The sequence below is a fragment of the Cognataquiflexum rubidum genome, assembly GCF_022538115.1.
Taxonomy (GTDB): domain Bacteria; phylum Bacteroidota; class Bacteroidia; order Cytophagales; family Cyclobacteriaceae; genus Cognataquiflexum; species Cognataquiflexum rubidum.
Genome location: NZ_JAKZAL010000010.1, coordinates 25,392 through 45,618, shown reverse-complemented (window position 1 = coordinate 45,618; position 20,227 = coordinate 25,392). Strand labels below are relative to the sequence as shown.

Sequence of the window (20,227 nt, the reverse complement as noted above, 5' to 3'; positions counted from 1 at the left end):
GGTAAAAGAGGAGCGAGAGGCAAGAAGCAAGAGATAAGACCTTTTAGGTTTTCTTGAACCTCGAAGGTCTTTTAAATGAATTCGTGAGAAGATTGATCCAATCCAAAATCAGTTATCCAAATAACCATTAACCAAATAACCCATTAACCCAATAACCATTTTAAATCCAAATTCAATGATTTTGCTTTTGATTTAGGATATTTTCCGGGACACAAAATGAATAGACCCAAAATTGTACTTCAATACATACTCCTTTTACTTCTTGTTTTTGGTTGTAAACAAGCAAAGGAAAATCAGAATACGGATTCTGTACAAGGATTTATTCTTTCAGAATCCGATCTTCCCGACTTTGAAAAGGACATTGACCATAAAGGGCTTCTTACTGCATTGGGTGACAGGCATGACGAATCCATAAGAACCGGGGGACATATTTACAATAATACCTGTTTCAATTGCCACGGAAACCCGGAACAGGTAGGATCGATTCCTACGGCATTCAAATTTTGGGAAGACACTTTCAAAGTGGGCAAAGACCCCTATTCGATCTATCAAACCCTTACCCGAGGATATGGATCCATGCCTCCCCAAGTCAATTTGACTCCGGTAGAGAAGTATGACATCATCAATTACCTGAGGGAAACTTTTCTGGAAAAAGAAAATCCAGATCAGTACTTTGAAATCGATTCAGCTTATTTGGCCAGCTTGCCAACCGGGTCAAATACAGGTCCCGCTCCCAAGGAATTTAAACCTTGGGCAGAAATGGACTACGGGAATTTTTTGATCAATACCTATGAATTGGTCGGACAGAATGCTCCTGAAAGAGAACGATCCTCAGGGCCATCTCCTCTTCCGGATGAAAATCTTGGTAAAGCCAATTTTGCCTATAAAGGAATAGCCATAAGACTGGATCAGGGAAAAGGTGGAGTGGCAGCTGGAAATGCCTGGATGATGTTTGACCATGACCTGATGAGAATTGCAGGAGCATGGACAGGTGACGGATTTATTGATTGGGAAGCGATTCTATTTAATGGAAGTCACAATATCTCACCGCGAACGGTAGGGGACCTGCATTTTGAAAATCCAGTTGCTCCCGCTTGGGCAGATCCCAACACAGGGACATTCGCCGACCCGAGGTTTACAGCCAGAGACAAAAGAAAATTTGGACCTTTGCCTCGGGAATGGGCGCATTACAAAGGGCTTTATCAGTTTCAAGATCGGGTGATTGTTTTCTATACAGTTGGCAATGCGGAAGTTTTAGAAACCTTTGGATTGGAAAAATTAGATGACCAACCTGTTTTCACCCGGACTTTAAATATTTCCCCATCAGAAAAACCTTTGAAAATGAGAGTTGCCCCAAGTGGGACATCTGTTGCGCTCGTGGGTGAAGGTGCTGTTTTGAATAATCAGGGCGGATTTACTGTCATGGAACTTACTCCTTCAAAATCCGTGAAGGTTAAAATCCTGATCGCCAAACCTGGGATGAAAGGACTTCAGCAGTTTTCAAAAACTTCGGCCCCACCTGAGGATTTGAATTCACTGATCAAAGGAGGTCCTGCCCGATATCCTCAAAAATTGACCACAGAAATCCTCCAAGGGGAGCAGGAAGGTCCTTTTCAAGTGGACATTATGAATCCGCCTTTTGACAGTCCTTGGAAGAATCAGTTCAGATTAAGCGGGCTGGACTTTTTCAAAGATTCCAACAAAGGGGTGATTTGTTCTACCGACGGAGATGTTTGGCTGGTGGAGGGTTTTACAAAAAATTCGGGAAAACTTAGCTGGCAACGGATAGCCTCAGGCATGTTTCAGCCTTTGGGGATAAAAGTAATCAACGAGGAAATTTTCATCACCTGCAGGGATCAGATTGTCCGTCTTCATGATTTCAATGGAGATAGGGAAACCGACTTTTATGAAAGTTTCAACAACGACCATCAGGTGACGGACCATTTCCATGAATTTGCCATGGGACTTCAGGCGGATAAAGCAGGGAACCTTTATTATGCAAAAAGTGCAAGGCACGCCAGGGAAGCATTAGTGCCACAGCACGGAACTTTGATCAAAGTAAGTGCTGACGGACTCCGGACCGAGATTATTGCTTCCGGTTTTAGGGCTGCAAACGGAGTTTGTCTCAATCCTGACGGCAGCTTTATCGTCACTGACCAAGAAGGCCATTGGAATCCTATGAACCGGATCAATTGGGTGAAAAAAGGTGGGTTTTATGGAAATATGTTTGGCTATAATCCACCGGCAGACAGCACTGAAAATGGAATGGAATTGCCATTGGTATGGGTAGATAGAGAAAGGGATCAATCACCGTCAGAGCTTTTGTGGGTAAATAGCAAAAAATGGGGAGCACTGAACGGAAAGCTCCTCAACTTCTCCTATGGCTATGGAAAAGTCTTTGTAGTCCCTTATGAAAAAATAGGAGAGCAAGTTCAGGGAGGAATCTATGAATTGCCGATACCGAGATTTTCTACAGGCGTGATGCGCGGTCGATTCAATCCGGGCGATGAACAACTATACCTTTGCGGCTTGTCGGCCTGGGGTTCCACCCAACCACAGTTGGGAGGACTTTACCGGATCAGAAAAGTAGATCAGCCAATGGTCATTCCTGTCGGAATCAAGGCAACTACCCAAGGCATGGAGCTAAACTTTACTGACGAATTGGATGCAAGAAGTGTCGCTGATACTGCACACTACACGGTGAAAACTTGGGATCTTTTGCGGTCCAGAAAATATGGCTCAAAACACTACAATGAACAAACATTGACAGTCACCAAAGCAGAATTGGGGAAAGATAAAAAATCCATAAAGCTTACCATACCCCAGATCAAGCCCACCTGGGGCATGGAGATTCAATACCGGGTCAAAGATGACAGGGGAAAAGACATAACTGGATTAATTCAGAATACGATCCATCAGGTGGCGGCGAGTTCAAATTGAAAATCAGTCCATAGTCCAGGGTCGAAAGTCCACACCTGTCAGCCGCGGCGGAGCCACGACAATGGAACTCCAATCCGAATTTAAATATGGTTTGTGGCAAAAAAGTGTACATACATTTTTACTAATCACTGAATATGAAAACGAAATCGAAAAGTCTTTTTGAGTTTTATTTGCTTCTAGTTGTGCTCCTTTCCTTTTGGTCGAAAGGACATGCACAAAACACCCTGATTTCAGGGATGGAAGAATTGAAATGGGAAAAGATAATGCCTGGGATTTGGAAGGCAAGTGTGGGAAAAATTGGATTGAATCCCATGGATTATGCCAATGCCCCCAAAACAGAAGCTATTAAGGAGTTGGGTGATGCTCCATTTCCCTTTGATCCAAATGCCAGCCGAAGCCTTCTTGTTCCAAATCGAGCAAGTGTAAGGTTGCCACTGAATAAAACAGAACAAATCTATGGCTTAGGATTGGAGTTTGAAGGAATGAACAGACGCAGTAATGTTTATTCACTTAAAGTGGATCATTATGGAGGGATAAATGGCTACACCCATGCACCGGTTCCCTTTTATATTTCAAATGAGGGGTATGGAGTTTTGATAAATTCGCCAAAGCGTGTAAAAATCCATGTAGGGGTGGGTAACAGAAAAGACAGTGACCTCCCAGAACTCATTGATCGTACAACAGGGAAAAATTGGCAGGACCGTCCGCTGTCTGATGCAGTTGAAGCAAGTGTCGAAGGAGATGGAATGGAAATATTTGTGTTTGCCGGACAAACCACCCTCGAGGTAGTTCAACGATATAATCTGTTTTTTGGTGGGGGAATCATCCCTCCCAAATGGGGCTTAGGATTCTGGCACAGAATGCATACCGAGAGCAGTGACAAAGATGTATTGAAGGAAATACAGGATTTTGAATCAAACAAATTCCCCTTGGACGTAATAGGACTTGAACCAGGCTGGCAAAGTTTTGCTTACCCTTGTTCTTTTGATTGGGACACTACGCGCTTTCCTGACCCCAAAAACTTTGTCCAGACTTTAGATAAAAAGGGGATAAAAGTAAATCTATGGGAAAATCCTTACGTAGCGCCGGTATCGACAATGTATAAAGACATCAGTCCTTTTACGGGAAGCCATACTGTCTGGCTTGGGGAAGTTCCTGATTATTCTATTCCCGAGGCACAAAAAGTACTTTTAAAACATCACCAAAAGAATCATCTGGACATAGGCGTAAGTGGTTATAAAATTGATGAGGTTGATGGCTATGATGTTTGGTTATGGCCCGATCATGCCACATTCCCTTCAGGTAATGATGCAGTAGAAATCAGGCAACTCTATGGCATGATGATGATGGATATGTTTGATCGTCATTTTAAAGAGCAAAATCAGCGAACTTACAATCTGATCAGATCCGCTTACATCGGAGCAAGTAATCACAATTTTGTGTTGTACAGCGATTACTATGACCACAAAGGCTATGTGACTGCCATGGCCAGTGCATCCCTGTCAGGACTTTTGTGGACTCCAGAAATCCGAAGCGCTGATTCCGCTGAAGAATGGATCCGCCGATTTCAATCCGTCAGTTTCTCCCCGCTTATGATGCTCAATGCCTGGTATTCAGGCAAGAAACCATGGAGTTTTCCTGAGGTGACAGACATGGTAAGAAATACCATTGAGCTTAGAATGAAATTTCTACCCTATCTCTATACCGCTTTTTATGAATATAACCAAAAAGGCATACCACCTTTCCGAGCCATGGTATTGGAGAGCGGATACGACTCCAAGGAGACATTAGACGGAAGCAAGTTGGATGATGCGAAAAACCCATATGCCGAACAAAAAAGACTGGAAGTCACAGACCAGTACATGATGGGACCATCCATCTTGGTGGCCCCTGTATTTACCGGCCAAAAGGAGCGCACTGTTGCCCTTCCAAAAGGGAATTGGTTCGATTTCTATACAGGGGAATTTGCAGGCAATGGTGAGACTATTACCATTAAGACCAAACTCGAAGAAATACCGCTTTTTGTAAAAGATGGTGGAATCATCCCGATGTTGTCAACGCTAGAAAACAAGTCAGACCAAACTTTAGAAGTTAGACATTACGGTACAAAGGAAAACACCTACTTCCTATACAATGATGACGGAGTCAGCTATGATTATGAGCGTGAGGAGTATTCCCTGACCGAACTCAAAACGACAAAGAACCCAGAAGGGAAATTAGAAGGAAACACCAACGCTTTGAAAAAAAGTAATTTTAACTATGGAAATATGGTTTGGCGTTGGATGACTGTAAAGCATTAACCAAGAGCAAATAGGGTTACGCGGATTTCAACAACTCTTATAAAAATGCTTTTGTGTCAGTCTGGCTTCGATTTTCTTGAAAACAATTTTTACCATAAATACTCGTTTAAGTAAATACACATTCTATCCCAAACATTAAGCAGCATCTTGAGGATTGGAAAAAAACTATTTAAAAAAGCAGTAAGTAAATTTTTAAATATTTAACTTACCTTAAACATAAGGACACTAACATTCCCTTAAACGTATTATTCATGAAAAAATTAACTGTCATTTTTTCTCTCATGATGATCATATCATTAAATCTAAAGGCTCAAAATAAGGACAGAGAGTTTTTGATTAAAGAATACTTACAGCAAAGTGAAAAGCAGAAAAAGACCGGAATAACTTTTTTTGTGGTAGGGTCCGGAATGGCGGCACTAGGGCTTATAAGCCTAGGGGTGAGTAACAGTCTTTCTGATGGAACGATCGGATTAGGATATTCACTTATTTTGATTGGGATACCTGTTACCGTAATTGGCCTCCCCATTATTATTAGTTCCGCCTCAAAAGCAAGAAAAGCTGCCCAGTTAAGTGTGGGTGCCCAAACGGTTCGTGCCCCCATCCTCCGGGAATCACAAAAAGTTTATCCAGCCATTACTTTTACTGTTAACCTTAATTCCTCCTACTGATGAAACTATTATTTCTGGCTGTAATTCTTGGTGGAATTACATCTTATACCTCTGCACAATCTTCTTCTATACCCAGTACACCTGAAGATTTGTTGAAAATAAGTAACAGCCAATATAAGGCAGGATTGATATTAGTAGGAGGTGGCACAACTTTATTAGTTACTTCATGGATAATTCCGGAAAACTTTGACTACACAGATGGATCCAGTAACCAAAGGCTGAAATCATTTTTGTCTGTCACAGGATATTTATCAATAGTAACAAGCATTCCATTATTTCTAAGTTCAGGCTCGAACGCTAGGATGGCAGCACAACTTTCTCTTCAAAATCAGGCAGTTTTTCAACCGATTTTCCTTCCTGGACAACCAAGAGATATTCCGGCTTTAACCTTGAGAATACCTTTATAAATATTCGATTAGAAAATCAGTTGGAGATTTACTTCCATTCTAAAGAAAAAGATGATCAGCGATATCCTGATATGCCAAAACCCGGACAGCAATATCAAAATAGATGTTCACTAGGAGGAAGATACTGTTTGGCTTAAACAGTCACTAAGGGCATTGTTGTTTGGGAAAGCCTTAACTGCTATACAGAGCATATTCAATATGTTTTTAAAGAAGGTGATATGGATGAAAATTCAGTATGTCGGAATTAGAATGAAAGAACCATCGAGTTTTTCAAAATCGTGCAGAAAATATATCTTTAGAAACTATGATCACAAAAACCATTATTGACTGATGGATAAAGAATATAAAGCATTTCTTTTGTTGATAAAAGAGCAAATCAGTACTGCTCAAGTCCGCACGGCTATTGCTGCTAATAGGGAGATGCTTTTTCTTTATTGGAAGCTTGGACAGTTGATATTAGTACATCAATCCAATAAAGGTTGGGGAGCAAAAGTGATCGATCTGCTGAGTAGTGATTTGAAAAAAGAACTTCCACTGCAAAAAGGTTTCTCGGTCAGAAACCTTAAATATATGCGAAAATTTGCACTGGAATATTCAATTCCGGCGATTGAAAAGCTGAATGAGGCATCTGATAAATTAAGATCTTTCGAACATGCTCAGTCAAAGGTTCAAAACATCATTTCTGATTTTGTGCAACAAGCGGTTGCACAAATAGAAAGTACAATTGACGAAGATGATAAAAGCATGCCTTTGGGTCTCTGTTTTTGAATTGAGTGACAGGAAAAAGAATCCATAAAAGAAAGGTCGGAATAAAAAGGTTTTTTATCATTTCCCCCTCTATTCAGGACTTTCAAATTTGTCAATAGAAAGCTGACTGAAGTACCGGAAATGGATTAACTGCAATTCGAGCAAACCCACTATTGGGAACATTATAAAAGGTGGTGACAGCGTCCCCACAATCATATAATTAAATACAAGCGCTGCCATAATTCCAGATAAATCCTGCCAGCTTCCGACCTTTATGAAACTAATCCTTGCAGAAGAAAATAAGTAAATGTATTTTCAAGAAGTTTTTTTAATCATATTCTTAACTAGTTATAATTAAGTGAATATAACCAAAAATTAAGGCAGAATAAATCGTATAATGTGGCTTAGAACCAAATTGTAGGCTATATTATTCACAAGATTAAAGTGGCATTGTATCGAGCCAAGCCAAAATAAACTACATTTGCAAAGAATGGAAAATTTAAAAAATATATTATTTTGGAGGCAAACTTATGGGTTACTACCACTCCACTTAAAAAAAGCAAATGAAGAAAGGTTTCTCATGCTAAATGGTGGTTACGGAGACTTTTGCTTGCAAACTTTTGAAGGTGGAGATTCTGATTTATTTAAAGAATATTCTTGGTCTTCAAATACTAAAAATTATTTAGTTGTAAATGATGAAAATATCCTGATCGTAAACTGGCTGGAAAATAGATCAGAGTTGGTTTCAATGAATGCTGTTGAACAAAATTTATCAAAATTTTACAAATATTTACTTTCAAAGTCATATCGAACTCATAATGACGCAGTTCCTTTTATCATAGATATATTCAGGCAATTAAGAAATGAAACAACAGAAAAGCAAAATCCTTCAAAGGCTTTAAGTGTTCTATTTCAATTACTTATTAGTATTGAAAATAATGATTTAAATAGAATCTCAAATAAGTTCTTAGATTTTGAAAAAGCAGTTTTGCCATCAAACTTTGAATATTATCGTTCTAAATTATGCTCAGGTGTAAAGTCAATTAGGCCAAATCTAGATTTAATTTTAAGACATTCTTCCGGAATACTTTTTCAAGAGGCACATAAAGAAGTTGTTTATTTTGACTTGCAAAGAGATTTATTTGGCGGGGTTTCTAGCACTTTAACTACAAAAAAAGATTCTTATTCAAGCATACATTATACACCACCATATTTGGCCAGGTCTATAGTTGAAAATACACTTAAAGAAATTAACTTATCTAAAGAGCATTTAAAAATTTTGGATCCAAGTTGTGGTTCCTCAGAATTTTTGATCGAAGTTCTAAAGCAATTAAAATATTTAAAGTACAATGGGAAAATTACAATCTTAGGTTATGATAGTTCTATTTCAGCAATTGAAACTTCAAAGTTCCTTTTGCATTACGAAAACCAAACGCAATGGAATGGTGAATTGGTTTTTGATATCAAACATGTAGAAGATTCCTTATCAACTGATTGGGGAAATAATAATGACCTAATTTTGATGAACCCTCCTTTTGTTTCTTGGGAACAATTAAAAAATAAGGATTCTAGGGATTTAGTAAAAACTGTTTTAGGTGACAGTTTTATAAAAGGCAAACCAAACCAAGCTAGTGCCTTTTTCTACAAAGCGACGGAATCATTAAATGAAAATGGTGTACTTGGATGTGTACTACCATCATCTATTTTCACTTTCGACTCTTATTTCAAAATACGAAATGAAACAAAAGAAAAGATAGATTTAATACTTTTAGGTAAGCTTGGGAATTTTGTATTTGAGGATGCTCTCACAGATATAAGTATATTCATTGGAAAAAAACCACATGGTTCTACTTATCCAAAAGTATTATGGACAAAAAATGAAAAAGGGATAGTTTCCGAGGCACTTCGAGAACTAAGAAAGCTTCAAATAAATAATGAAATAGCAAAAATCGATTCAAATTACAATATTTTTACTCCTACAATTTTTCCTTTTTTTAAAGATAATTGGAAATTAATATCTAATAAAGAAGAGTTATTTATTAGGGAATTAGAGATTTATGTAACGGATAATAAGCTAACTCGCTTAGCAGAAGTGTTTTCTGTCAAACAAGGTTTGAGACAAGGTTACAGGGATGTATTTAAAATACCTAAGAGTGAATATAAACTTGAAGAAAATAAGGAATTATTCCGTCCTGTAGTTGATAATTCAGCAATAAAAAATGGTGTATTAAAAGATATTAGTTATATATGGTATCCTTATAATAAGGAAGGAAGTATTTTTAAAAATGAATTGGAATTGGAGAACATTAATTTTTTCACTCAAAAAATAAAACCTTTAGAAAAAATCCTTAAAAGTAGAGCTGGGATTTCAGAGTGGTGGGGTCATACAAGACCAAGAAACTGGCAATTTGAGCAAGGTATAAAATTAGTTTCAACTGAATTCGGGTCTTCTAATTCTTTTGCATTTGACAAGACCGGTAAATTCGTAGTTGAGAGAGGTAATGCATGGATTCCTAAGAAAAAGTTTGAATTAGATTATTATTACTTTTATTTAGCAATTTTCTCAAGTTCAGTTTTCAACGATCTACTCACAATATATTCAAAGCCGATATTATCTGGTTTTTATCTTGGTCAAGTATATACCAAAGAAATACCAATACCTGACGTAACAATTTTAGAAAAAGGAAATAGTAATTACTTAAAATTAGTTTTACTTGGAAAGGAGTTGGAAACTGGTAATTCTTCGGCTCTATATTCAATAAATGAAGAAGTCAAAAGATTTTACCCTAAACTTTAGACAAAATGCTTCAAATCCAAATAATTGAAAAACTAAACAAATTTTTGAAAAATTACCTAAATCTTCAATTTAATCCATTAAAATCTGTTGATAATTTTACTTTTTTAATGGAAGGAAGTTATGAAGCTGTAAATTATAGACGAGCGGATGCTTATCAAATTAAAACCATTCACTGGTTTGATAAGTTCTATCTTTATATAGAGGTAAGTTTTGGTTCGAATTACTCTCATAAGTTTATCTCGTTATCAATTTTTCAAGGTGAAGCTACAGATACTAGAAAAAATCAACTTTTTCGAGCAGAGTGGGACGACTTTAATAAGGAAGACGAAAAACGTCCACAACCACATTGGCATATCACTAGAGATAAGGCCAATTATGAAAACTTTTATTCTTTAATTAATAGTTTTGATTCAAAAGAAAAATCATCTTTTGAATTATTTGAAATGTCAGACTTAGAAATATTTGACACGAAAAAGATTCATTTTGCAATGTCTTCAAATTGGCATAATAGAGGCAATTATGTACATAAACTTGATGATGCAAATAGAATTGTAGATTGGATAGAAGGTTTGTTAGAACATATAAAATACGAACTCACAAATTAAATTCGGTTTCCAATCAAGATATTTTGAGACCAAGTACACTTTTGTACATCCACTTTAAGTTAGAAAATGTATTGTTTGTAAATACACCTCTATTTTTTAGAATTTGCAATCAGTAATCTTCAACACCCCTCAACAATTCTTATAAAAATATTTCTGCGTCAACCGCGCTTCGATTTCCTTTGCTGTCTTGGTAATGGACAATCCTCCGAGATTGGTACATCTCAGGGTGTTGGGGATACTTTTCCCCACTTCATACATGGTCTCAATGACCTCATCCAAAGGAATTAAGTGGTCATAATCAGCCAGGGCCATGTTTGCGCAGGAAAGCGCATTGGAGGCGGCCATCACATTTCTGTTGAGGCATGGTGCTTCCACCCTGTTTCCAATCGGGTCACAAATCATACCCAACGAACTCTGCAAAGCCATCGAAGCGGCAGAAATGCTTTGATTGATGTTGCCTCCCGCCAGACTGACGATCGCAGCAGCTGCCATCGTCGCACCAGAACCACATTCGGCCTGACAGCCTCCCACTTCTGCTGCGAAGGTGGAATGCGCCGCAATAAACACCCCGATCAAACCTGCGATCATCAAGGCTTTGACGGTCTCCTCATCAGAAAGTCCCAATGAATCTGACACGCCCAATACCGCTCCTGGCATAGCCCCACATGATCCTGCGGTAGGGGCGGCCACGATTACTCCCATGGAGCTCTTGACCTCCATGATAGCGGACACATACATGATAATCCGGTTCAAAACATCCCCGCTGATCAGTTTTCTGTCTTCCATCATGGATTTGAATTTCACGGATTGTGGACCCAAGATCCGGTCATCAAAGGAAGTTCCTTTCAGACCTGTTTCCACGGCATTTTTGAGAATGATCCGGATTTGCTCCATTTTGGCAAGCACTTCCACGGAGGTGATATTGCCCCGGATACTTTCATACCGCACAGCCAATTCCCATAAACTCAAATTCTTGTCCTGATTGTAAGCCAGCATTTCATCACAGGTAATGAAGGGTACTGTCTGATTGGTTCTGGTAAGTACAGGCAAAACAGGCTTAATCTGTTTGACTTGAGAAACTCCTTCAATGGTCTTTATTTCTTCAATCAGCGTTTCATCCAAAAAGCTTTGGGATTTTAAGGCTAAAAAATCCCCTTCTTCCGTGTGAATTTCCACCTCTCCGAGGATGTCGGATTGCTGAAGATAGTTTTTGAGCTTTTGTTTGTCTTTGGAATAAAACAAGGAAACAAAACAATCACCTGCCAAGGAAACCTTTGCCCCATCGATTTCGATGACTTCAATCATGCCTCCGCCGGTTGAAATGGCAATGACCTGATGGGTCTCCCAAGGATTGTGCAAGGTGATTTTATAGGTATTTGGATGCTCTGCCTGTATGTCTTTGATGTCGATCTTAACCTTGATCCCGGCAGCACCGATGTGCATTTCAGAATTGACCAAACGCTCGTCATAGGCTTCCCAACCCAAAAAACCACCAAATAAGCCCATATCCGAACCTTGTTCTTTATGCGTGGTAGCCAAAGAACCATTAGGGTCAAAATCTATCTGGATTTCTGAAATCCTGCCATCCATCAGGTCATGGCAAATCCTCCCGATTCTCAGCGAAGCAGCACAATGGGAACTGGACGGGCCTCTCATGACAGGGCCGATGACGTCATTAAATATGCTGGGATAGTTCATGATTCTTTCTGTTTTCTACTTAAATATAAAACTTAAACCTTTGAAAATTGTCATTCTCCAAATTCTTTAAACCGATTTGTTGCATTTGGTAAAATTAAATTCCTTGAAATAAAAAAACCATTGATATTTAACCCGATCGGGTTGCAGTTTTTTCATTGCAGGTTTGAAGTTCAAACCAATCAGTTGATCGGAAGAAAAGAATATCATTTGACCATTCATGGAGTAGGTGGTGGGATTTTATCATTGGTTTTTGAATTGCTAAAATGTAATTTCTATCTTGGATGGGAACTGATTTTTGGTCAAATAAATAAGTATGCAAACCACCTTTTCGAAAGAAACATATATAGAAAGAAGAAACCGGTTAAAGAAAATGATTGGCTCCGGAGTCCTCCTTTTTTTGGGAAATGAAGAAAGCAGTGTCAATTTCAAAGACAACTGGTATCCATTTAGACAGGATAGTACTTTCCTTTATTTTTTTGGATTGGATATGCCGGGTCTCACTGCTGTCATTGATATTGATCAGGATATCGAAATCCTCTATGGGGATAATTTGACTGTTGAAGAAACGGTGTGGCAAGGTTCCCATCCTCCTTTGTCAGATTTGGCAAACGAGGTTGGAATGAGTTACACCAAATCAAAAAGTGAGATAGGTAGTTTTTTGACATCTGTCAGAAATCAGCGAATCCATTTCCTACCTCCCTATCGGCCTGAAAATCTTCAAAAACTAGCTGGTTGGCTTAAAAAAAGCCACCAAGAGATTCATTCCCTTGTCTCGGTAGAGTTTATCAAAACAGTTGTTTCGCTAAGGTCTATCAAGTCTGAAGAGGAAATCCGGGAGTTGACCAAAGCTGTGAACATCAGCGTAAAAATGCACCAAAAATTAATGTCAGCAGCCAAACCCGGAATGAAGGAATACGAGCTTCTTGGTTTGGTGACCGGAGAGGCCCTTTCCTTGGGAGGCAATGTTTCCTTTCCTCCCATTATCACCATCAACGGGCAGATTCTTCATAACCATAATTATTCAAATACTTTGGTGGGGGGAAAAATGCTTTTGGGGGATTTCGGTGCCGAGTCAGCTTCACATTATGCAGGAGACATTACTCGGACCATTCCTGTGGGATCTAGATTTTCTGATGGGCAAAGGGAAATCTATCAGATTGTACTGAATGCCTATCACACCGCAGTTGCTGCCTTAAAACCGGGCGTAATGTTCAAGGAAATTCACCTTTTGGCCTGTAGAAAACTCGCAGAAGGTCTTAAAGAACTTGGGATCATGAAGGGCAACTTGGATGAAGCAGTGAATCAGGGAGCTCACGCCTTGTTTTTCCAATGTGGTTTGGGACACATGTTGGGTATGGATGTGCACGATATGGAGGACTTGGGAGAGGAATATGTAGGATATACAGATGACTTGAAAAAAAGCAGTCAATTTGGACTGAGGTCTCTCCGCTTGGGCAAAGAACTGGAAAAGGGTTATTGTGTCACTATCGAACCGGGAATCTATTTTATCCCAAAGCTGATCGATCAATGGCAGGCGGGAAATTTACACAGCAATTTTATTGATTATGAAAAGCTTGCTCATTTGAGGGATTTTGGCGGGATCAGGGTGGAAGATGGGTTTGTGATCACAGACACCGGTTCCAAGATTTTGGGCGAACCATTACCAATAGAAATCACGGATGTTGAAAATATCAGAGCAAAAGCAATCCAATAACCCAATAACCCAATAAGCCATTAACCAATAACCCAATAACCCAATAACCATGAAAAAACTCGGCACAATAATATTCCTCTGCTTCCTGATTTTCCCATCAGTAGCCCAAACCCAAGATCATCAAAAACTTATCGACCTGGACCTTGGATGGGAAAAAGCCCTTTTGGAATCTGATGTTGATTTTTTGTCCAACCTGCTTGCTGTCGATTTTGTGTGGGTTCACAACCATGCGAGTCTCATTGATGGACGGGAGGCGGTCGTGGCCAAGGCAAAGCGGATTCAAGCCGGTCAGCCAAACGATACAAGGGGAAGGGTTTCCCGTGACCAAAAGGTGGTGGTTTTGGGAAATACCGCTGTGGTGAGCGGCTATACGGTAGTGGACAGGGGACCAAGTCCGGTCACCTACCACTTTATGCGGACCTATGTCAAAGAAAAGGGTCAGTACAAGCTTTTGGCCAACCATACCATGGCAATCCCTGATGAGGAATTGAAGGGAAAGTGAGGTGTTAACTCAGAATAACAGCGCCACATCCGTGTCTTCACGGACGTTTAACGACATTTTTTTGATTGGTAGTGAGTTGGTTTTTAACAAATTGGGAATACGTAAATATGATATAGAAATGAACTTTGAACTATTAATAGATACAATTTCCAAAACCCATAGCCACTTTCAGCAGCAGGCGGTCAAAGCTGTCAATGTATCGCTGACTTTAAGAAATTGGCTGATCGGGTATTATATTGTAGAGTTTGAGCAAAAGGGAGAGGATAGGGCGAAATACGGTAAAAAATTATTGGCTAATCTTGCTAAACGTTGTACTTCGATAAAAGGATTAGACGAACGTACTTTTAGGAACTTTAGGTTATTTTATCTCTACTATCCCCAAATAGAACCTCTAGTTGCAAGTCAAATACAAAACTCTCCAATTCGGATGTCACTGACCTCCGAATTGGAGAAAAATGAAAATCTTGATTCACAATTGAGAATTTTGGGGTCACTGACCTCCGAATTTCAATTAACTGAATTTCAATTAAAAGGGTCAATCATTGTACAGTCATTATCCTATACACATATTGAACAACTGATTACTATAGAAAATAACATCAAACGTTCATTCTACGAACTCGAATGCATCAAAGGCACTTGGAGCGTGCGAGAACTCAAACGCCAAATTAACAGCCTGTATTACGAACGAAGTGGAATGAGCATCAAGCCTGAAATGCTCAGCCAAATCACACAACAAAAGGCAGAAATCGCCAATCCTTCAGATATCGTGAAATCTGTCTATGCATTTGAATTTTTGGGATTGAAGGCTAAAGATGCGGTGGAGGAAAATGATTTGGAATCAGCCTTGCTTGACCATTTACAGGATTTTATGATGGAAATGGGACATGGTTTTTGCCTGGAGGCCCGACAAAAGAAAATCCTGATCGGAGATGAGTATTTTTTTATTGACTTGGTATTTTACCACCGTATCCTCAAATGCCACGTTCTGGTAGAGCTAAAAGTGGAAGACTTTAACCATCATAATATCGGGCAACTCAATACTTATGTAAACTATTACAAAGCCAACGTAATGCAAAGTGATGATAATCCCACAGTTGGGATATTATTGGTCACCAACAAAAACACTGCGTTGGTAGAGTTCGCCACAACCGGCATGGACAACAAATTATTCGTTTCCAAGTACCTACTGGAATTGCCCAAAAAGGAAATACTTGAAGCATTTATTACCAATGAATTACAAAAATGGAACAGTTAGTCGCTTTAAAATCAATAAAACCCCAAAATTAAAACCATGCAAAAACTACCATTCAAATTCGGTGCTGAGGTGTATACCTGGTATATGAACAACAACGGGGAAACCTACAAAGACCAGTTGGGACATATGATAGAAATCATAGCCAAGGCAGGTTTTACCGGGATCCAACCTATTTTTTCCTGGATGGGCAAATTGTCTGATCCGGTTTTGTTGGAGGAAAAACTCAAGGAACAGGGCATAGAACTCGCAGCAGTGGCCTTGGCTTTGGACTGGAACGGAAGAGAAGAAACTGAGGAAGAGCGGAAGGTCGCAGACAATGCGATCGATTTGCTGAAGAGATTTCCAGGCTCGGTCCTTTGTACAGTTCAGATTCCAACCGGCAGGCATGACATCGTACAGCGGAGAAAAAGCCTGACAGATATCGTGAACAGGGTTTCCCGAAGGGCCAAAGAAAAAGGAGTCGAAAGCAGTTTCCACCCAAATTCCCCACATACCTCCATCACAAGGACAGAAGACGATTACAAAGTCATCCTTGAGGGACTTGACCTGTCTGCCACAGGTTGGTGTCCTGACGTCGGTCATATCATCAACGGCGGCATGGATCCCCTTGCCAAAATGAAAGAATACCAATCCATCATCAACCATGTGCATTACAAAGATTGGGATGGAAATCCGGAGTTTGCCCTGATGGGAAAAGGAAAAGTCGACCTGATCGGAATCACGCAGTGGCTCAAGGAAATCGGTTATGCAGGTTGGATCATCTGCGAAGACGAGGGAAAAGAAGCCTTGGAAGATCCTGATTTTGTCACCCTCCATGATGGGAAGTGGATTCAGGAAACGCTTGTTCCGAGTTTGAAGATTTGAGATATGAGACGTGAGATATGAGACGTGAGATATGAGAGGCTAGAAACGAGAGGCGAGAAGCGAGACTGGGAAAATGTCGGATGACCGATGACCGATGTTGACGAAGACAAAAGAGGGGGTTAAGGTGTGTGGACCGAGAAGCGAGAAATTAGACACAAGACACAAGACATAGGATTCAAGACGGTATGCCACATTCTGAATATTATGGCAATCCAAAAACATTGATAAAAGCACAAACAATTAGACTAGTCTGATCTGCCAACCACTAGAACCACTAGAACCATTACAACCATTAACAAATAACCAATAACCATTCTTTCAAAATGCCAACCATCACCACCAACGGAATCAACATCTACTTTGAAGAAAAGGGCTCAGGAGAACCGCTGCTCCTGATCATGGGAATCACTGCCCCGGGAAGCGTCTGGGAAAAACACGTCGCCCATTGGGCGAAATCATTCCGCTGTATCCTCGTGGACAACAGGGGAGTCGGCAAATCCGATAAACCTGCAGGTCCATATACTTCCCTTCAGATGGCGCAGGACTGCATCGGCGTTTTGGATCATTTGGGTTTGGGTGCGGTCAAAGTTGCGGGGGTATCTATGGGCAGCATCATCGCCCAACAGATGGCGATCCATTTCCCGACAAGAGTCAAAGCCATGGTGCTGATGTGTCCCTGGGCACGATGCGACAATACAGCCAAGGCGATTTTCCAACACATGAAGAATTGCAAAGCAAGGTTGAAACCTGAAGAATTTAGCGTTTATATCCAGTTATTGATTTTTTCCAAGCAATCCTGGGACAATGAGGAATTTCACGCAGGACTGTTGGAAGACCGGAAAGATGCCGCTTTGGACCCCAATCCCCAACCGCTGATCGGATTGGAAGGACAGGCTGCTGCTTGTGTGACACATGATGTTTTGGAGGATTTGGCAAAAGTGAATTGCCCGGTTTTAGTCTTGGGGGGTGAAGAGGATATTTTTACGCCTGTATGGATGACCAAAGAAGTGGCTGCCGCCATCCCCGGATCTGTATTGCATATCTATGAGAAAAGCGGCCATGCATTCCATTGGGAGAACTTAGAGGACTTTAATGAGAGGGTGGGGGATTGGTTGAAAAAGCATTGATAATTCTGTCAATAGTCCACAGTCGACAGTCCATAGCCACAGCAATTGAACTTCAGTTCAAGTTATACGATAGCCAACGGGATGTAATTGTACTATTCAAACAAACGCTCAGGTGAAAGATTGTACCTGTTCAATTGAATTACAAATTCATAAAATATGAAGGCGTAATTTCATCACGACAATTGTCGCGGATACACTTAGCAGATACCCTATTTTACTCCTAGTTGGGGATCTATCCAGGTTTAATTTCTCAATTCCTTTTCTTTGTTCTCAAATTTTCTCCTCATTTCCATTAATCTGCTATTGAATGTAGGATTCAAGGCAAGGTTATTCTTTTCTAAGGGATCTGATTTCAAATCATATAATTCCTCATGCTGAGGGTCATTGATGTAACGGAAATATTTCCAGTCTTTGGTCCTTAGGCCTTCACTTGGCGGTATAATATCCACCTGCCAAAGGTGTTCACAAATAAAATCCTCCCGACCCAAATTAGAACTGTTTTCTCCTAAAAACCCGACTAAACTTAGACCTTGCCAAGAATTTGGTTTATCAAGCCCGGCAAGGTCAAAAATGGTCGGTGCTATATCAATATTCAAAACCAGGTCATTTACTTTTCTGCCTTGGACGGATCGGGGATCATAAATGATCATCGGAACCCGGAGGGAATTATCATACATCAACCACTTTCCTGCCAGTTGACGCTCTCCCAAAAAATAGCCGTTGTCACTCATAAAAATGATAACTGTATTTTTATCCTTTCCCTGTTTTGATAACTCCTCCCTTATCAACCCGATTTCATTATCAATTTCAGAAATCATCCTAAAGTATCCCTTCATACTCCTTTGGTATTTTTCCTCTGTGTCAAATCTCCAATACCAGCGGTTACGGTTTTCACCTTCCCGAACATAGGTAGGTTGCGCCTCAAAATATTCCGGATCACTTAAAGGAGACTCGGGAAAATGTTGTGATGCATACAATGAATCAAATTCCTTCTCCCAAAAATATTGCTCCTCCGCCGGATCATGTGCATGCGGGGCACTGAAACTTAAAGAAAGCATAAATGGCTTTTCTTGGGGAGCTTGACGGATAAACTCAATGGCTTTTTGGCCCGTATAGCGGGTCAAATGAACCGTATCCACACCAAGGGTTTTATAGAAATAACCCCTTCTATCTTTGTAGCGGTCCAACCTGTCGTAATTCTCTCCAATATCAAATAGCTCTTCGAAACCAGAATAATTGACACCGAATTTTCCGAAAAAGCCGGTGTTGTAACCGCTATTTCTCATCAGAGCAGGATAGGATTGATCAATAAATGGCTGCTTGATTTCCCCTTGTCCAAAAGTATACCCATGTGTCCTTTCATAAGTTCCCGTTAAAATACTGGCCCTACTCGCCGCACAGATGGGGGTGGTTACAAAGGCATTTTCAAAAAATATCCCTTCTGCGGCAAGTCGGTCCATTTCAGGGGTATGGATCAATTGGTTACCCGCAAATCCCAAAGCATCCCATCTTTGATCATCTGTGAGGATGAAAATGATATTGGGCCGGTCATCTTGAGAAAAACCAAGGAGGTCCAAGCTTAGAATAAAAACGATGGTTAAAATCGGAATTCTTCCCATATTTTTTTGGGTAATTGTGAAATTACCGAAGTCTGGTCATTGCATAACAAATACCTACAGCCCATACTTTTCTCCCATTTCCCTGATAAATCGATATCCGCTTTCTGCCATTTCCCAAGGTTCTGAAAACTGCCTCCAAACCCCAATGGCATTGGCAAAATCAGGATCGCTTCTTGTGAATCCCTCGATGGTCAGCCAACCTTTATACTTGATCGCAGCCAAAGCGGCAAAAGTCTCGTCCCAAGGCACATGCCCGGAACCCGGCGTACCACGGTCATTTTCACTGATATGGAAGTGGGCAAGGTAAGGTGCGATGCGGTGTATGGCTTCTCCCAGTTTTTTCTCCTCCATATTCGCATGGTGTGTGTCAAACATCGCTTTGACATTGGGGTGGTTGACGATCTTCAGTAAGTGAGAAAGCTGCTCCATGGTATTGCAGAGGTAGCATTCGAAGCGGTTGAGGGCTTCGGGTGTCAGGAGAATTCCTGCCTGAGCGGCATAATCTCCCGCCTGATGGAGGATTTCAGCACTGCGCGCATACTCGATATCCTGAGGGGCGGCTTTGGTAAAAGTAGCAAAAGCAGAATGGAAAGGGCCACAAAGCACCTGCGAACCCAAATCATGCGAACGGTCGATGGTCCACTTGATTTTTTCGAGACCTTTTTGGCGGACATCGTTATCCGGACTGACAAGGTTTTCTTCCGGGCTTAAGACAAAAACCGTAGTGACCTCCAAGCCAATATTTTTGCAATGCTCTCCGATTCTTTTGTAGGCAGGAATATCGTCAGAGCCTACAAAAAACTCAGCACCATCATAGCCGATCTTTTTCAGCCTGTCCAAAATTGGTTTGAGGTCATCAGACATTGCTGCCGACCAAGCCAAAACATTAAATCCGATTTTATTCATGGGTTAATAGGGTTTTGCTAAAAATAAGAAATTCAAATTACTTCTTTGTGAAAAAAATCAACTAAAAAGCCTATA

The 20,227-nt window shown here is 40.3% G+C and carries 15 protein-coding genes; 12 read left to right on the top strand and 3 right to left on the bottom strand.

The genetic code is table 11. The features are described 5' to 3' along the window. The first annotated feature begins 216 nt into the window (after positions 1 to 216). The 7 genes from MMU05_RS12140 to MMU05_RS12110 all read left to right on the top strand — a co-directional run bounded on the left by MMU05_RS12140 (position 217) and on the right by MMU05_RS12110 (position 10,464). Positions 217 to 2,940 carry a DUF6797 domain-containing protein gene (locus tag MMU05_RS12140; RefSeq protein WP_241141953.1) on the top strand — a complete coding sequence of 908 codons (2,724 nt, stop codon included), beginning with the start codon at positions 217 to 219 and terminating at the stop codon, positions 2,938 to 2,940. A gap of 134 nt (positions 2,941 to 3,074) precedes the next feature. Next, entirely contained in the window at positions 3,075 to 5,240 is a 2,166-nt protein-coding gene (locus MMU05_RS12135) for a TIM-barrel domain-containing protein (protein WP_241141952.1), read from the top strand. Between the two features lie 251 nt (positions 5,241 to 5,491). After that, positions 5,492 to 5,908: a hypothetical protein gene (locus tag MMU05_RS12130; protein ID WP_241141951.1), complete on the top strand. Its 417-nt coding sequence runs from the start codon at positions 5,492 to 5,494 to the stop codon at positions 5,906 to 5,908. Further along, a complete protein-coding gene (locus MMU05_RS12125) occupies positions 5,908 to 6,315 on the top strand; it encodes a hypothetical protein (RefSeq protein ID WP_241141950.1) in 408 nt (135 codons plus the stop codon). The genes MMU05_RS12130 and MMU05_RS12125 overlap by 1 nt, the downstream gene beginning before the upstream one ends. 330 nt (positions 6,316 to 6,645) lie before the next feature. Continuing rightward, complete coding sequence (locus MMU05_RS12120; RefSeq protein ID WP_241141949.1) at positions 6,646 to 7,083, top strand: DUF1016 N-terminal domain-containing protein; 438 nt, start codon at positions 6,646 to 6,648, stop codon at positions 7,081 to 7,083. Between the two features lie 469 nt (positions 7,084 to 7,552). After that, on the top strand, positions 7,553 to 9,859 hold the full coding sequence (locus tag MMU05_RS12115) for an N-6 DNA methylase (RefSeq protein WP_241141948.1): 2,307 nt from the start codon (positions 7,553 to 7,555) through the stop codon (positions 9,857 to 9,859). A 5-nt stretch (positions 9,860 to 9,864) separates the two neighbouring features. Next, positions 9,865 to 10,464, top strand: a complete 600-nt coding sequence (locus tag MMU05_RS12110) for a hypothetical protein (RefSeq protein ID WP_241141947.1) — start codon at positions 9,865 to 9,867, stop codon at positions 10,462 to 10,464. 129 nt (positions 10,465 to 10,593) lie between these two features. Here the strand turns inward: MMU05_RS12110 and MMU05_RS12105 are convergent, their stop codons facing one another. After that, a complete protein-coding gene (locus tag MMU05_RS12105) occupies positions 10,594 to 12,162 on the bottom strand; it encodes an L-serine ammonia-lyase, iron-sulfur-dependent, subunit alpha (RefSeq protein ID WP_241141946.1) in 1,569 nt (522 codons plus the stop codon). A gap of 313 nt (positions 12,163 to 12,475) precedes the next feature. On the opposite strand from MMU05_RS12105, the gene MMU05_RS12100 reads away from it, so the two are divergent. The 5 genes from MMU05_RS12100 to MMU05_RS12080 all read left to right on the top strand — a co-directional run bounded on the left by MMU05_RS12100 (position 12,476) and on the right by MMU05_RS12080 (position 17,627). Further along, complete coding sequence (locus MMU05_RS12100) at positions 12,476 to 13,876, top strand: aminopeptidase P family protein (RefSeq protein WP_241141945.1); 1,401 nt, start codon at positions 12,476 to 12,478, stop codon at positions 13,874 to 13,876. Positions 13,877 to 13,925: 49 nt separating this feature from the next. After that, positions 13,926 to 14,378 (top strand): nuclear transport factor 2 family protein, encoded by a 453-nt coding sequence (locus tag MMU05_RS12095; RefSeq protein ID WP_241141944.1) that lies wholly within the window; start codon positions 13,926 to 13,928, stop codon positions 14,376 to 14,378. A 118-nt stretch (positions 14,379 to 14,496) separates the two neighbouring features. Further along, positions 14,497 to 15,636, top strand: coding sequence for a PDDEXK nuclease domain-containing protein (locus MMU05_RS12090; RefSeq protein ID WP_241141943.1), 1,140 nt, complete (start codon positions 14,497 to 14,499; stop codon positions 15,634 to 15,636). 36 nt (positions 15,637 to 15,672) lie between these two features. Further along, positions 15,673 to 16,500 (top strand): sugar phosphate isomerase/epimerase family protein, encoded by an 828-nt coding sequence (locus MMU05_RS12085; RefSeq protein WP_241141942.1) that lies wholly within the window; start codon positions 15,673 to 15,675, stop codon positions 16,498 to 16,500. 323 nt (positions 16,501 to 16,823) lie between these two features. Beyond that, positions 16,824 to 17,627 (top strand): alpha/beta fold hydrolase, encoded by an 804-nt coding sequence (locus tag MMU05_RS12080; RefSeq protein WP_241141941.1) that lies wholly within the window; start codon positions 16,824 to 16,826, stop codon positions 17,625 to 17,627. 242 nt (positions 17,628 to 17,869) lie between these two features. Here MMU05_RS12080 and MMU05_RS12075 read toward each other — a convergent pair whose 3' ends face one another. Continuing rightward, positions 17,870 to 19,246, bottom strand: coding sequence for a sulfatase family protein (locus MMU05_RS12075; protein WP_241141940.1), 1,377 nt, complete (start codon positions 19,244 to 19,246; stop codon positions 17,870 to 17,872). A gap of 54 nt (positions 19,247 to 19,300) precedes the next feature. Continuing rightward, positions 19,301 to 20,152 carry a sugar phosphate isomerase/epimerase family protein gene (locus tag MMU05_RS12070; protein WP_241141939.1) on the bottom strand — a complete coding sequence of 284 codons (852 nt, stop codon included), beginning with the start codon at positions 20,150 to 20,152 and terminating at the stop codon, positions 19,301 to 19,303. Positions 20,153 to 20,227 lie beyond the last annotated feature (75 nt).